At 37.2% G+C, this 16,529-nt stretch carries 9 protein-coding genes; 7 read left to right on the top strand and 2 right to left on the bottom strand.

The features are described from left to right. Positions 1-18: 18 nt before the first annotated feature. From ON07_RS03050 to queG, 4 genes are all read left to right on the top strand, one after another. Positions 19-1,845, top strand: a complete 1,827-nt coding sequence (locus ON07_RS03050; protein WP_010228108.1) for a cytochrome c oxidase subunit I — start codon at positions 19-21, stop codon at positions 1,843-1,845. A gap of 114 nt (positions 1,846-1,959) precedes the next feature. Further along, the gene (ruvB, locus tag ON07_RS03045; protein ID WP_010228106.1) at positions 1,960-2,982 is read left to right on the top strand and encodes a Holliday junction branch migration DNA helicase RuvB; all 1,023 of its coding nucleotides are present in this window, start codon (positions 1,960-1,962) and stop codon (positions 2,980-2,982) included. Positions 2,983-3,209: 227 nt separating this feature from the next. Continuing rightward, positions 3,210-4,541: a cytochrome P450 gene (locus tag ON07_RS03040; protein WP_010228104.1), complete on the top strand. Its 1,332-nt coding sequence runs from the start codon at positions 3,210-3,212 to the stop codon at positions 4,539-4,541. A gap of 5 nt (positions 4,542-4,546) precedes the next feature. Next, positions 4,547-5,470 carry a tRNA epoxyqueuosine(34) reductase QueG gene (gene queG, locus ON07_RS03035; protein WP_010228102.1) on the top strand — a complete coding sequence of 308 codons (924 nt, stop codon included), beginning with the start codon at positions 4,547-4,549 and terminating at the stop codon, positions 5,468-5,470. A 3-nt stretch (positions 5,471-5,473) separates the two neighbouring features. On the opposite strand, the gene ON07_RS03030 is transcribed toward queG, so the two are convergent. Then, a complete protein-coding gene (locus ON07_RS03030) occupies positions 5,474-5,680 on the bottom strand; it encodes a hypothetical protein (RefSeq protein ID WP_010228100.1) in 207 nt (68 codons plus the stop codon). After that, entirely contained in the window at positions 5,640-6,269 is a 630-nt protein-coding gene (locus ON07_RS03025) for an energy transducer TonB (RefSeq protein WP_010228098.1), read from the bottom strand. The genes ON07_RS03030 and ON07_RS03025 overlap by 41 nt, the downstream gene beginning before the upstream one ends. A gap of 137 nt (positions 6,270-6,406) precedes the next feature. Between ON07_RS03025 and ON07_RS03020 the strand changes: the two genes are divergently transcribed. From ON07_RS03020 to sov, 3 genes are all read left to right on the top strand, one after another. After that, positions 6,407-8,698, top strand: a complete 2,292-nt coding sequence (locus ON07_RS03020; RefSeq protein ID WP_010228096.1) for an NADP-dependent malic enzyme — start codon at positions 6,407-6,409, stop codon at positions 8,696-8,698. Between the two features lie 78 nt (positions 8,699-8,776). Continuing rightward, the gene (gene ruvA, locus ON07_RS03015) at positions 8,777-9,364 is read left to right on the top strand and encodes a Holliday junction branch migration protein RuvA (RefSeq protein ID WP_010228094.1); all 588 of its coding nucleotides are present in this window, start codon (positions 8,777-8,779) and stop codon (positions 9,362-9,364) included. Positions 9,365-9,396: 32 nt separating this feature from the next. Next, entirely contained in the window at positions 9,397-16,518 is a 7,122-nt protein-coding gene (gene sov, locus ON07_RS03010; RefSeq protein ID WP_010228092.1) for a T9SS outer membrane translocon Sov/SprA, read from the top strand. The last annotated feature ends 11 nt before the right edge of the window (positions 16,519-16,529 follow it).

Raw genomic sequence — 16,529 nt, 5'->3', positions numbered from 1 at the left:
AAGTAAAGATTAAGAGATATGTCAGCAGTAGGACACGCAACGGTAGCTCACGCACATGATGACCATGGACATGACCATCATCATGAGCAAACCTTTATAACAAAATACATTTTTAGTACAGATCATAAGATGATTGCTAAGCAATATCTTATTACGGGTCTATTAATGGGAATCGTTGGAATCGCTATGTCGGTTCTATTTAGAATGCAATTGGCTTGGCCAGAAGAATCCTTTTGGATTTTCGAAGCATTGCTTGGAAAATGGGCTCCGGACGGAGTTATGACACCTGAAATTTATTTGGCATTAGTTACCATTCACGGTACGATCATGGTATTTTTTGTACTTACCGCAGGCTTGAGTGGTACCTTTAGTAACCTCTTAATTCCATTGCAAATTGGTGCACGAGATATGGCATCTGGATTTTTGAACATGATCTCTTACTGGTTATTCTTTTTATCCAGTGTAGTAATGTTGAGTTCTTTATTTGTTGAAGCAGGACCGGCATCTGCAGGATGGACAATTTATCCTCCTTTAAGTGCCTTGCCACAAGCAATTGGTGGATCAGGAATGGGTATGACACTTTGGTTATCATCTATGGCAATATTTATTGCATCTTCCTTAATGGGATCTTTGAATTATATAGTAACTGTAATCAATCTTAGAACTGTTGGAATGTCTATGACGAGATTGCCTTTAACAATTTGGGCATTCTTTGTAACAGCCATTATCGGGGTGGTTTCTTTCCCGGTTTTACTTTCTGCTGCGCTTTTACTTATCATGGATAGAAGTTTTGGAACTTCATTCTTTTTAAGTGATATTTTTATTCAAGGGGAAGTATTAGCCCATCAAGGTGGATCACCCGTATTATTCGAGCACTTATTCTGGTTCTTAGGACACCCGGAAGTATATATTGTAATCTTACCTGCAATGGGTCTGGTTTCAGAAATTATGGCAACAAACTCTCGTAAACCAATTTTTGGATACAGAGCGATGATTGCTTCTATTTTGGCAATTGCATTTTTATCTACTATTGTTTGGGGTCACCACATGTTTATCTCAGGGATGAATCCATTCCTAGGGTCTGTGTTTACTTTTACAACTTTGTTAATTGCAATTCCATCTGCAGTAAAAGCATTTAACTGGATCACAACGCTCTGGAAAGGGAATCTACAAATGAATCCTGCGATGTTATTTTCTATCGGTTTCGTTTCTACCTTTATTACTGGTGGTTTAACAGGAATTATTTTAGGAGATAGTACCTTAGATATTAACGTTCACGATACATATTTTGTAATTGCTCACTTCCACTTAGTAATGGGGATCTCTGCACTTTACGGATTGTTAGCCGGGGTTTACCACTGGTTCCCTAAGATGTTTGGAAGAATGATGAATAAGAACCTTGGTTTTGTTCACTTCTGGGTAACTGCAATTGGAGCTTATGGAGTGTTCTTCCCAATGCACTTTATCGGGATGGCAGGATTACCAAGAAGATATTATACGAACACAGCGTTTCCATATTTTGATGATCTAGCAGATGTGAATGTAGTTATTACAGTATTTGCTATCATTACTGCGGGTGTACAATTAGTATTCTTATGGAACTTCTTTAGCTCTATTTTCTTCGGAAAGAAAGCTCCAATGAATCCTTGGAATGCAACTACTTTAGAATGGACTGCTCCGGTAGAACATATCCACGGAAACTGGTATGGTGAAATTCCTTCAGTATACAGATGGCCTTATGATTATAGCAAAGTGAATGAAAATGGGGAATACCCAATTCCGGGACAAGATTTTGTTCCGCAGCACGTTCCACTTCAAGAAGGCGAAGAAGAAATGAATCATTAAGCAAGACCTAACAATATTAAATAAAAAGCCTTTTCATATGAAGAGGCTTTTTTCTTTTATCTTTGTTTGCATCAGCTTGGCTGAAACTATCAACATTAGAATTTAGTATATCTCATGAACGAGCATCTAGACCCAACCGGTGAGAATTTTTCTTCAGAAGAATTAGATATAGACAGAGCCTTACGCCCTCTCAGTTTCGACGATTTTGCAGGTCAGGATCAGGTATTGGAAAATCTTAAGATCTTTGTTGAAGCTGCGAACCAACGTGGGGAAGCATTAGATCATACATTGTTTCATGGCCCTCCGGGACTTGGTAAGACCACCTTGGCACATATTCTGGCTAATGAGTTGCAAGTTGGAATCAAGGTCACCTCAGGGCCGGTTATAGATAAACCCGGAGATCTAGCGGGATTGCTAACAAATCTGGAAGAACGAGATGTGCTTTTTATAGATGAGATCCATAGATTGAGCCCGATTGTAGAGGAATATTTGTATTCTGCAATGGAAGATTATAAGATAGATATCATGATAGAAACGGGCCCAAATGCCCGTACCGTTCAGATTAACCTGAATCCGTTTACCCTAATTGGAGCCACCACGCGTTCCGGTTTGCTTACTTCGCCAATGAGAGCGAGATTTGGAATTTCCAGCCGACTTCAATATTACACCACAGAATTATTGTCTACTATCCTCCAACGAAGTGCAGATATTTTAAATGTACCAATATCATTGGATGCTGCAATTGAAATTGCCGGGAGAAGTAGGGGAACACCTAGGATAGCAAATGCTCTTTTACGTAGAGTACGGGATTTTGCTCAGATTAAAGGGAATGGTAAGATAGACATAGAGATGGCTAAATATAGTTTGAAAGCCTTGAATGTGGATGCTCATGGGTTAGATGAAATGGATAACAAGATCTTGACCACCATTATAGATAAATTTAAGGGCGGACCTGTTGGAATTTCCACCTTGGCGACCGCTGTAAGCGAAAATGCTGAAACTATTGAAGAAGTGTATGAGCCTTTTTTGATTCAGCAAGGTTTTATTTTTAGAACTCCAAGAGGTCGGGAAGTAACTGAAGCAGCTTACAAACATTTAGGAAGGATTAAAGGCGCTTCCCAAGGTGGGCTTTTTTAAAATTTAATTCAATTGTCAGTCTGAGCGCAGTTGAAGGCTAAATGGTATGAAATAATATTTAATCATCTTGTCACCCTGTCCCGAAGGCTTTCTGGATGGTTTCAGGGACATCACCGGGCTTACTGGGATGCTGAAACAAGTTCAGCATGAAGAAAAGAAGGCGGTGTAAATATATGATGGTTTTCGTGTAAAGTCCATAATTGAATTATTTTCTAGAATAATATAATATGAGTAATAAGAATATTCCCCAAGTTTCATTTTTAAAATTTTTGGGGCATGCCCGGAATATTCTTAAAAATCCATTGCCATTTCACCATAAGAATTTTGAAGAAAAGGGAGATACTTTTCGTTTGATTATTGGTCCCGGGAAGTCTGTTATCTTTTCGAGAGATGCCTATCTGGCAGAATATGTACTTCAAAAAAATCAGAAGAACTACGCTAAATCACCTATCCAAACCAAAGATCTGGCTAAATATGTTGGTCGTGGCTTATTAACTGCAGAAGGGGGACATTGGAAAAAACAACGAAAATTAATTCAGCCGGCATTTCATAAAAAACAACTTACCTTATTATTAGAGAGTATTCACAAGGCAATTCTTACTGAACTCAATAAAATTGAAACAGATAAGGAGGTAGATATATTTCCAATTTTTAATGATCTGGCTTTTCAAACGGTTGTAAAATCTTTGTTCAGCAGTGCAGTTGGAGATAAGGACATCGCAAGACTGCAATATATTACCGAAGCTGCTCAAAAAATGTTGGTTAGAGAGCTTCGGCAACCCTTTTTAAGCCTATGGTTTAAGTATGGAGGGGAAATTAAAAAGCATACAGATCTTACCGATGAAGCCAGAGACATTCTTAAAAAATTGGTGAAGGAAAGAAAAGATAGTGGAAAAAGAGAGGACGATCTCTTGGATATGCTCCTCGATGCGCGATATGAGGATGGAAATGAAATGGATGAAGAGCAGTTGATAGATGAGATCTTAATTCTGTTTACCGCCGGTCACGAAACAACATCGAATGCACTTACATTTTCAGCCGAATTATTAGCAAGAAACCCGGAGTCTCAAGAAAAGATTTTTCAGGAGGTTGTTAAAGCAAAGCAGGAAACCAATTCTTTAATGGAATTTATTCAATCCTGCAGCTATACAAAAAAGATGATCGAAGAAACTATGCGTTTGTATCCGCCTGCCTATTTTATAGACCGAATTAATAAAGAGGATGATGAATTTGAAGGTATGAAAATCCCCAAAGGCTCTAATTTATTGTTTTCTTTTCATGAGATCCATAAACATAAATCGCATTGGAAAGATCCTGAAAAATTCGATCCGGAACGTTTTTCTGAAACAGATCCTTATTTGCACACTCCATTTTATGCTCCTTTTGGGGCAGGACCAAGAAAATGTATTGGCAATAACTTTGCAATGTTCGAAATGATGATCGCAATTGCAGAATTGGTGGAAAAATATAAAATCTCTCCAAAGACAACTCCAATAGAAATCCTTCCTTTAATTACTTTGAAGCCAAAAAATGCTATTTTAAGGTTTCAAAAGAGATAGCATTCATGTTGCCCAAAGCAAAATATTCTGATCAGATAAAATCTGAAGCCAAACGCCTCGGCTTTATGTCTTGCGGAATTTCCAAAGCTGAATTTTTAGAAGCCGAAGCACCAAGACTAGAAAATTGGCTGAACCAGAATATGCACGGGGAAATGAGCTATATGGAGAATCATTTCGATAAGCGGCTCGATCCAACAAAATTAGTAGACGGCTCCAAAAGCGTCATTTCTCTCTTGCTTAATTATTATCCTTCAGAATTTCAGCGAGACGATTCTTATAAAATCAGTAAATATGCATACGGTGCAGACTATCACTTTGTGATCAAAGAGAAGCTAAAGCAGTTACTTCAATTTATTCAGCAGGAAATAGGAGAAGTGGAGGGAAGAGCTTTTGTAGATTCTGCACCTGTTTTAGATAAAGCATGGGCAGCGAAAAGCGGATTGGGATGGATAGGGAAACATTCAAACCTTTTAACCAAGCAAGTGGGTTCCTTTTATTTCATCGCAGAACTTATTATAGATCTGGAATTGGAATATGATATGCCGGTAACGGATCATTGTGGAAGTTGTACCGCCTGCATAGATGCTTGCCCAACGCAAGCCATTGTAGAGCCTTATAAAGTAGATGGTAGTAAATGCATTTCTTACTTCACGATAGAATTAAAAAATGAGTTACCAAACTCCTATAAGAATCAGTTCGACGATTGGATGTTTGGCTGTGATGTGTGCCAGGATGTGTGCCCGTGGAATAAATTTTCAAAATCTCATAATGAGCCGTTATTCGATCCGAATCCGCAGCTATTAAATAATTCTAGAAAAGACTGGGAAGAGCTTACCAAAGAAACTTTTAATGAGATCTTTAAAAAATCAGCAGTAAAACGCACGAAATTTGAGGGTTTAAAACGAAATATTGATTTTTTGAAAGAGTAGGTTTTATAAGGTTATAGTTTTCGAAAAAAAAGTGGATACATAATTATTGTTTGTGTCTTTAGCCGCTTCTGAAACCTTCATGTTATTTATAAAAGCAGGAAGCTCTTTCATGATCTTATTGCTTCCGCAAACCACCATCGCATTAGTAAACTGACCATTTATTTGAATTTCAAAATAAATTTTTAGTTCCATAATGTTTTCTAATTCCATTTTCATTTTTTTTAGAAAAATTTAGAAAGCTTAAGATTCGTTTAGTAGTAATATCCTCAAAACAAGTATCAGTGCTACTAGATTTACATTCATTATATAAAGGAAGTATAGCTGCATCTTCCGATGCGAGACTTGGCCTCGGGTTGTTTGTAAGGTCATTTTTAGGGTTATAAGTCCCTGTATTTATACTCATGCTACTAAAGCTTATTGGAGTAGTGTAGATCATTCTAACGGGAGCACCATTTAGCATAGCTGGGGATTTAACATCTAGCTTATTCAATAATTTATATGCCTCCTTTTTCAGATCTTGATTTGTAGTTCTTATTTTTATGTCTTTTATCTCTCCTGATTCCATTACTACAAACTGGGCATAAGCTTTAGCAGAAGCGTATTTAGTAAGGCTTTTAATATTAATGTTTTGCTGTATGTAAATTTTAAGAGATTCTTGGAAACAATTTGGATTTTCTTCTTGGCAATTTTCAATTACAGGGAGATCATCCACTTCTAATGATGTATAAATTTTAGGTTGAGCATTTGTATTTAGTAAACAAAAAGGTGTAAGAATTATATATATCAGAAATACTTTCATAGTCTATTTTTTTTTTACAATATATGAGGATATCATTGGTTGACCTTTATATATATGAAATTATTTTTTAAGTTAAAATAATTTTCTTCAAGCAACATTAGCTTGTTACATTTGTAGTTCCGCCAAAAATTAAGATTATGAGTAAGGATAGTAAAAGGAGAGAAGCTTTGGTATATCACGCCAAACCAAAACCTGGTAAAATAGAAGTTGTACCAACAAAGAAATATGCAACCCAGAGAGATCTTTCTTTGGCATATTCTCCGGGTGTGGCCATCCCTTGTTTAGAGATAGAAAAAAATAAAGAGAATGCCTATAAATACACATCTAAGGGAAATCTTGTAGCTGTGATCTCCAATGGAACTGCAGTGCTAGGGCTTGGTGACATTGGCCCGGAAGCTTCAAAACCGGTGATGGAAGGAAAAGGCTTATTATTTAAGATTTTTGCAGATATCGATGTGTTCGATATAGAAGTGGATACCAAAGATGTAGAAGCTTTTATTCAAACAGTAAAAAATATCGCTCCTACTTTTGGAGGGATTAATCTGGAAGATATTAAGGCTCCGGAAGCTTTTGAAATTGAACGCAGATTGAAAGAGGAATTGGATATTCCCGTAATGCACGACGATCAGCATGGAACTGCTATTATCTCGGCAGCAGCATTGCTTAATTCTTTAGAAATAGCAAAAAAGAAAATTGAAAAGGTTAAAATAGTAATAAGTGGAGCTGGAGCAGCAGCAGTTTCATGTACTAAATTGTACAAAGCTTTCGGTGTAAAAGCAGAGAACATTATAATGTTGGATAGCAAAGGAGTTATTCGTGCAGATAGACCTAACCTAACTGTGGAGAAGCTTGAATTTGCTACTAAAAGAAAAATAGACACCCTTAAAGAAGCGATGAAAGATGCCGATGTATTTGTGGGTCTTTCTATCGCTAATATTGTATCACCTGAGATGTTGAAAAGTATGGCCAAGCGGCCAATAGTTTTTGCAATGGCTAATCCGGACCCGGAGATCGAATATAATCTTGCCGTTTCAGCAAGAAAAGATCTAATTATGGCAACAGGAAGAAGCGATCATCCTAATCAGGTGAATAACGTGCTTGGTTTTCCTTTCATATTTAGAGGGGCCTTGGATGTTAGAGCAACAAAAATTAACGAAGCCATGAAAATGGCAGCAGTGAAGGCTTTAGCCGATTTAGCCAAAGAACCGGTGCCTGAGCAAGTGAATATCGCCTATGGCGAGACTAAATTGAATTTTGGGCCTGAATATATTATTCCAAAACCTTTCGATCCTAGATTAATCGCTAAGGTTCCTCCAGCAGTAGCGCAAGCTGCTATGGAAAGTGGCGTGGCGAAAAGCCCGATTTTAGATTGGGAGCGTTATGAAGAAGAGCTGCTGAATAGAATGGGGAACGATAATAAAGTTTCTCGTCTCTTGATGAATCGCGCAAAAACAGATCCTAAAAGAGTGGTTTTTGCCGAAGCAGATCAGTTAGATGTTTTGAAGGCGGCACAGATCACTCAAGAAGAAGGAATTGCTATTCCAATACTTTTGGGAAGAAAAGAAGTGATTTTGGAGTTGATGAATGAAATAGATTTTGATGAGGAGTTAGTTTCCATTATAGACCCAAAATCCGACGAGGAAAAAGTTCGTAGAGAACGCTATGCCGATGTGTATTGGAAGACTCGCTATAGAAGTGGAGTAACTAAATATGATGCAAATAATTTAATGCGCGAGCGCAACTATTTTGCGGCGATGATGGTGAATGAAGGAGATGCAGATGCTCTTTTATCCGGATATTCTAGAGCGTATCCTTCGGTTGTAAAGCCAATGTTGGAATTAATTGGAATGGCGAAAGGCGTAGATAGGATTGCTGCAACCAATTTAATGAATACTTCAAGAGGGCCACTTTTTATTAGTGATACTTCTATTAACATAGATCCTTCAGCAAAAGACCTTGCTAAGATTGCGATGATGACAGCGCGGACTGTAAAATTATTTGGAATGGAGCCGGTGGTAGCTATGATCTCTTATGCCAATTTTGGATCTTCCAAAAATGAAAGAGCTCGAAAGGTAAAAGAGGCGGTTTCCATTCTACATAGATCTCATCCCGAACTTATTATAGATGGAGAAATACAAACAGATTTCGCCCTGAATAAGGAAATGCTTCAAAGTAAATTTCCATTCTCTAAATTGGTAGGAAAAAAGGTGAATACCTTGATATACCCTAATTTAGAGTCGGCTAATGGTACTTATAAACTTCTGAAAGAAATGAATAATGCCGACTCAATTGGTCCTATTATGATGGGAATGAGAAAGCCGGTTCATATTTTACAATTAGGAGCTAGTGTAGAAGAAATAGTAAATATGGCAGCTGTAGCGGTGGTTGATGCTCAAGAAAAAGAAAAAAGAGCAAAAACGGCAAAATAGCTGTGTTTTCAAGTCTTTTTAAGACTTGGAGCTCTGTATTATTTTAGTACATTTGAATATTAACATTTTTTTAATAGCATGATCCACCACCTCAAGGGGCAGTTAATAGAAAAAAATCCTACGTATGTTGTAATAGATTGCAATGGCGTAGGATATTTTTTACATATTTCTTTGCACACATTTGCATTACTCAAAAATTCCTCAGAGGCGATAAGTCTCTATACACATTTACAAGTTAAAGAAGACTCCCATACCCTATTTGGATTTATGGAGAAATCTGAGAGGGAACTGTTTAGGTTGCTAATCTCTGTTTCCGGTATTGGCGCCAGTATTGCACGTACCATGTTGTCTTCTTTAGACCCTAAACAAATCATGGATGCTATTGCATCTGGTAATGTGGCGACAATCCAAAGTATTAAAGGTATTGGCGCAAAAACTTCGCAGCGAGTGATTTTGGATTTAAAGGATAAAGTTTTAAAAGTCTTTGGAGAAGGGGAGATTTTCGTTTCTCAGAGCAATACAAACAAGGAAGAAGCGTTATCTGCATTAGAAACTTTAGGTTTTGCGAGAAAATCTGCCGAAAAGGTGGTAGATCGCATTATGAAAGGTGCTACAGAAGACCCTACCGTAGAAACTATAATAAAATTAGCATTAAAGAATTTATAATTTCACACTAACTAATTTTGAGGAATAATTACTTGAAACTGCAATTAACATCTCTGTTTGGGATTTTCTGGTTATTTGTCTCTTCACCTAGTTTATATGCGCAAGATACACTGGTAGCTCAGGATTCAATCCGTACTGGTTATGCAACCGGGACGCTGTCTTTGCCTAATCCCGCCAGCATCGTAGCAGGTTATGAGTACGATCCAATTCTCAATAGATATATTTATTCTGAAAAGTTAGGAACTTATAACTTATCCATTCCTTTAATTCTTACTCCGGAGGAATACCAGCAATTGGTTATTCAGGAAGAGATTCGTAATTATTTTAAAGAAAAAAACAATGCGATTTCTGAAAATAGAGAAGGAGATCCTGAAGCTCAACAAGATCTTTTACCAAGTTATTATGTGAATTCTGGTTTTTTTGAAAGCATTTTTGGTGGAAAAGAAATAGAAGTAGTGCCACAAGGTAGCGTTGCCATGGATCTTGGACTGCTCTATACTAAACAGGACAATCCATCTTTTTCTCCAAGGAACAGAAGCAATTTAACCTTCGATTTCGATCAAAGGATTCAACTTAGTTTGCTTGGAAACGTTGGGACAAAACTAAAAGTACTCGCAAATTACGATACCGAATCTACTTTCGATTTTCAGAATCAGTTGAAACTGGAATACACTCCCAATGAAGACGATATCATACAAAAGATAGAGGTTGGTAATGTAAATATGCCACTAAATAGTGCTCTTATTCAAGGAGCCCAAAGTTTATTTGGATTTAAAACTGAATTACAATTTGGGAAAACTCGGGTTACCGGAGTTTTTTCTGAACAAAAATCAGAACGTAGAACTGTGAATGTAGAAGGTGGTGCTACAGTTGAAGAATTCGAGAAATTTGCCATAGATTACGATCAAGATCGGCACTTTTTCTTAGCACATTATTTTAGGGACACCTATAATCAATCGCTTCAGAATTATCCATTTATCAATAGTAATATTCAAATTCAGCGTATTCAGGTTTGGGTAACCAACCGAACAAATAATATTCAAAATTTAAATGATACCCGAAACATTGTTGCCATACAAGATCTTGGGGAAACTAATATTCCCGGAAATATCGGTTTAGAGAATCCACCTGGTGGATTTTTTAATACGCCAGCGGGAGCATTTCCAAATAACGCAAATAACGATTTTAATCCTTTTGGAATTACAGGGCCCGGAGAGTCTATTTTAACTCCTGCGATTAGAGATATTTCTACCGTACAAAGTGGTTTTGGTGGAGTTGTTGTTTCTGAAGGACAAGATTATGCGAAATTAGAAAATGCCAGACAATTAAAGCCTAATGAATTTACATTCGATCAGAGATTGGGGTATATAAGTCTGAACCAAAGATTGAGTAATGATGAGGTTTTGGGTGTTGCCTTTCAATATACGGTGAATGGCCAAGTGTATCAGGTTGGGGAATTTGCCAATGATGGAGTAGATGCGAATACTCAAGCAGATGGAGATGGTGCTAGAATTAATCAGAACCTGGTGGTTAAGTTATTGAAAAGTACTGTTACCAATGTGAGTGAGCCAATTTGGGATTTAATGATGAAGAATATCTATGCTTTAGGTGCTTTTCAATTAGAGGAAGATGACTTCAGATTAAATATTTTATATACAGATCCACAGCCACAAAATTATTTATCTCCAGCTCCGGGATCTGGTGTGCCTTTGCCGGAAGATGTTGCTGAAACTACCTTACTACGGGTGTTTAACCTCGATAAATTAAACACGAACAACGATCCCATAAATGGAGGAGATGGGTTTTTCGATTATGTACCGGGAATTACTATAAATCCGCAAAACGGATTGGTGATTTTTACTACAGTAGAGCCTTTTGGAGAATACTTATTTAATAAACTGGATAACACCCCAAATGGTGGAGGTGAAGATTACAATATTCCACAATCTTATAATGACAATCAGCGGGAATATGTATTTAGATCATTATATCGAACAACCAAGATTCAGGCAGAGCAAGAAGATGCCGATAAAAATAAATTTCAGTTAAAAGGAAGGTATAAATCTTCTCAAGTAGATGGAATTCCGGTTGGTTTTAATTTACCACAAGGCTCGGTAACCGTTACCGCGGGAGGAAGAGTTTTACAGGAAGGGGTAGATTATGTCGTGAATTATCAGTTAGGAAGAGTGCAAATTATAGACGATTCTTTGTTGGCTTCTAATATTCCGATTCAGGTTTCTACAGAGAACAATGCCTTATTCGGGCAGCAATCTAAAAGGTTTACAGGGATAAATATCGAACATCAGTTCAATGAAAAATTATTGGTTGGTGGAACATTTCTGAACCTAAAAGAACGTCCGCTTACACAAAAAGCCAATTATAGTTACGAGCCTGTAAACAATACGATTTATGGCTTAAATGCTACGTATAGTACAGAAGTGCCATTTTTAACCAGATTGGTAAATAAACTGCCAAATATAGATACCGATGTTCCTTCTAATTTTTCTATTAGAGGAGAGTTTGCTTATTTACAACCCGGAGCACCGCAGGTTAATGATTTCGACCAAAAAGCAACAACGTATATAGACGATTTTGAAGCTTCTCAAACTTCTATCTCAATCAATAATCCATTAAGTTGGGAGCTTTCCAGTGTGCCTCTGGATTTTGGAGGAGAATTAAATAATGGAGATTTGGCTTCAGGATATAAAAGGGCTAATCTATCTTGGTATACGATAGATCCTATTTTTTATAGTAGTAGAAGGCCGGACGGAATCACAGATGCCGATCTTTCTAATTTTGCTACAAGAAGGGTTTTTCTAAATGAAATATTTCCGAATACCGATGTGATTCAAGGGCAACCGCAGGTAATTTATACGATGGACCTTGCCTTTTCTCCAACTACTCGTGGACCATACAATTTCAACCCATCGGCGGCAGGAGGAAACATATTGAATAATCCTAAGGAAAATTTTGCAGGTATTTCAAGAGCCATCACCTCTACCAATTTTGAGCAAACCAATGTAGAATTTATCGAATTCTGGATGATGGATCCTTTTATTTATTCAGAAAACGCAGGAAATCCAGGAGGGACCATCACTTTTAACTTAGGTAATATTTCTGAAGATGTACTTCGGGATGGTAGAAAACAATATGAAAATGGGCTTCCGCAGGATGGTGGGGTTCAAAATACGGTAATTACGGCATTTGCAAAAGTGCCTGCAGATCAATCTTTGATTTATGCTTTTGATACGCAAGGTCAGGAACGAATTAATCAAGATGTAGGATTTGATGGTTTAGGAGATGCAGAAGAAGCCATAAAATTTTCAGCATTTGGAAACCTGCCAGATCCATCTGCAGATAACTATGAGTATTTTCTGAATAGGACGGGAAGTATTATAGATCGTTATAGAAATTATAATGGTACTCAAGGAAACTCTCCAACAGAGTTAACAGATACGAATAGGGGAAATACAACTTTGCCAACCACCGAGGATCTCAATAGAGATAATACGATGAACACTATTAATAGTTATTTCCAGTATGATGTAAAGATCTTTCCTGGAATGAACGCTGCTAATAGCCCATATGTTACAGATGTTAGAGAATTGGATGCGCCGCTTCCTAATGGTCAAGATTTACCGGTACGATGGATTCAATTTAAAGTTCCAATTTTTGAGCCAACTGATACCAAAGGTGGAATTGCCGATTTTAGATCGATCCGATTTATGCGACTTTTCTTATCAGACTTTCAACAGGAGACCGTTTTGAGATTCGGAACTATGGATTTGGTTCGTGGGGATTATAGAAGATACAATCAAAGTTTAGATCCGGATACACCCGGACAGCCTGTAGAAGAAGGAACTCTGTTCGAGGTTTCTGCAGTAAATATTGAAGAAAATGAAAATCGTGAGCCGATTCCTTACGTATTACCTCCGGGGGTAAATCGCGAGGAATTGTTCAATAACAATACAAATATCCGCCAGAATGAGCAATCGCTGTCTATTAGAACTTGCGAATTAGAACCTCAGGATGCGCGTGCAGTTTATAAGAATTTTCAAGTGGATATGCGCCAGTATAAGAATCTGGAAATGTTCTTGCATGCTGAATCTTTTGTGAATGAGATCGCTTTAAAAGATGGGCAACTAATTGCTTTTGTAAGAATAGGAACCGATTTTACAGATAACTATTATCAAATTGAAATACCATTAACTGCAACCTTACCCGGTGCAACTTCTGCTGAAGAGATCTGGCCGGAAGCGAACAGGCTTTTATTGCAATTGGATTTATTACAACAGGTAAAAACAAGGGCTTTAGGAGAGCCATCCTTGATTCCTACCGAATTGAATTATTTTAATGAGGATCTAAGTCTTGTTAATTCTAACGATCCATATGAAGTTGGGCAGCTTAGAATAGGGATTAAAGGAAATCCAAGCTTTGGAAATGTAAGGCTATTAATGCTTGGGGTGAAAAACGGAAGTCCTGAGAATTCTGCATCAGATATTTGCGGGGAAGTTTGGTTCAACGAATTGCGATTGTCCGATTTGGATAACCAAGGAGGTTGGGCAGCGATTGTAAATATGGATACCAACATTGCCGATTTTGCTACGGTATCTGCAACTGGAAGAAAAAGCACCATTGGATTTGGGGCTTTAGAGGAAGGACCAAATCAAAGAAGTAGAGAAGATTTTCAGCAGTATGATGTTGTCACCAATATAAATGCAGGGCAGTTATTGCCACAAAAATGGGGGGTTCAAATTCCATTTAATTATAGCAGAGGAGAAGAGCTAATCACTCCTAAATACGATCAGGAATTCTTAGATCTGGAACTTCAAACCAGATTAGATGATATTGCAGATCCTGCAGAACGAGACTTAGTAAGGGAGCAATCTGAATCTTACACGAAAAGGCAAAGTGTAAATGTTATTGGTTTGCGAAAAGAACGGGTAGGAGATAAAAAACCTATGCCTTACGACATCGAGAATTTTGCATTTTCTAGTTCTTACAATCAAGTAGATCATCGTGATTTTGAAATTGAAGATGCATTGAGTCAAAATGTGCGGGTTGGAGCAACCTACGATTATGGATTCTTGCCCTTAACCTTGGAGCCTTTCAAAAATATAAAGGCATTAGATAGCAGTGATTATTATTCTTTAGTGAAAGATTTTAATGTGAATTTACTGCCTACTAATATTTCTTTAGGTTCAAATATATTTAGACAGTATAACGAGCAAAAATTCAGAGAGTTATCTTTAAATGAAAATGATATAGGAATCCCAACTTTGTACCAACGAAATTTTATGTTCGATTGGCAATATCGGATAAATTATAATTTAACGAAATCGCTTCAATTTAGTTTTAGTGCGACTAATAACAGATTAGTAAGAAATTATTTTACCGAAGATAATTTTGTAGATAACAGCATTGGGATTTGGGACGACTTTTTTAACATAGGAACTCCAAATCAGCATTTTCAATCTTTACAGGTGAATTATGAACTGCCATTTGCTAAAATCCCGATCTTAGAATTTATTAAAACCACGTATTCCTATACTGGAGATTTTCAATGGCAGCGCGGATCTCAAATTTTTGATCAATTAGAAGGGGTGCCGGATTTAGGAAATTCAGTACAAAACTCCAGTATCCATCAGATCAATGCTAATATGGATATGCAAGGTTTGTATAAGTATCTAAATCTTGTTCCTAGAAAGTCTACTGCGAACTCCATAAAAGCCCGAAGTGCCGGTGTCCCAAAATCTCCGAATGAGACTAAGGAAGAAGAAAAGGCAACACAGCCGAAATCTGATAAGGCTTATAATACTGTGTTAGGTTTTGTCACTGCTCTTAAGCGAGTGCAAGTAACATATCGAGAAAATAGAGGGATCTTTTTACCCGGATATACGCCTAGTATAGGGTTTTTAGGAACGCTAAGACCTACAACAGGCTTTACCTTGGGAAGTCAAAGCGATGTTAGAGGTATTGCAGCAAGAAATGGCTGGTTAACCTTGTATCAGGAATTCAATCAGCAGTACACTTCGGTTCAAAACAAGCAATTGGACATGCAGGCTTCGTTGAGTTTTATTCCAGATCTTACGATAGATTTAAACGCAAGCAGAATCTATTCGGAAACCTATAATGAAAACTATAGAATTAGTCCTACTAGTTTAGAGTATCAATCTTTGAGCCCTTATAATTTTGGAAATTTCAATATTTCAACAGTTCTTATTAAGAGCGCTTTTGAAAGGAATGATCAGGAATTTTCTGAAACCTTTCAGACCTTTAGAGAGAATCGACTGGAAGTTGCACAACGATTGGCATCAGAAAACGGACGCGATCCTAATGATGTGGATGCAGATGGTTTTCCGGTAGGTTACGGAAAAACCAATCAGGCTGTTTTGTTGCCGGCATTTCTTGCTGCGTATATGGGACAAAATGCATCTTCTGTAAAATTAGGAGCTTTTAGAAATGTGCCCATTCCTAACTGGGATATTAAATATACCGGCTTAATGCGATTGGAGTGGTTTAAAAAGAATTTTAGAAGGTTCTCTTTAAGTCATGGATATCGAGCAGGATATACAATTAATCAATTTCAATCTAACTTAGATTATAATCCTAATAATCCTTTTGAATTTAATCAGGCTAACAATTTTAAAAATGAGCTATTGTTCGCAAATATCAATTTAACTGAGCTATTTAGTCCGTTGGTTAGAGTAGATATGGAAACAAATGAAGCCATTAGGATTTTGGCCGAAATTAAGAAAGATAGAACCATGTCTTTGAGTTTCGATAACAACTTGCTTACAGAGGTAAAAGGAAATGAATATATCTTAGGCTTGGGGTATAGAATAAAAGATTTTAAGATTGTTACCAACCTTGGGGGGAAACAACGCGTTTTAAGCAGTGACCTTAATTTTAAAGCGGATGTTGCTTATAGAAAAAATATAAATATCATTAGATATCTGGATCTTGATAATAGTCAGGTGATTGCCGGGCAAGATCTGTGGGCTATAAATTTTGTAGCAGATTATGCGATTTCCAAAAATTTAACGGCTTTAGTATATTACGATCATACATTCTCGGAATATGCCATTTCTACTGCGTTCCCGCAAACAACAATTCGATCTGGGATCACCTTGAGATATAATTTTGGAAATTAATTGGTAGCTAT

The sequence above is a fragment of the Gillisia marina genome (assembly GCF_000258765.1).
Lineage (GTDB): Bacteria > Bacteroidota > Bacteroidia > Flavobacteriales > Flavobacteriaceae > Gillisia > Gillisia marina.
The sequence above is the reverse complement of the archived record's forward strand: the minus strand, read 5'-3'. Positions and strand labels throughout refer to the sequence as shown.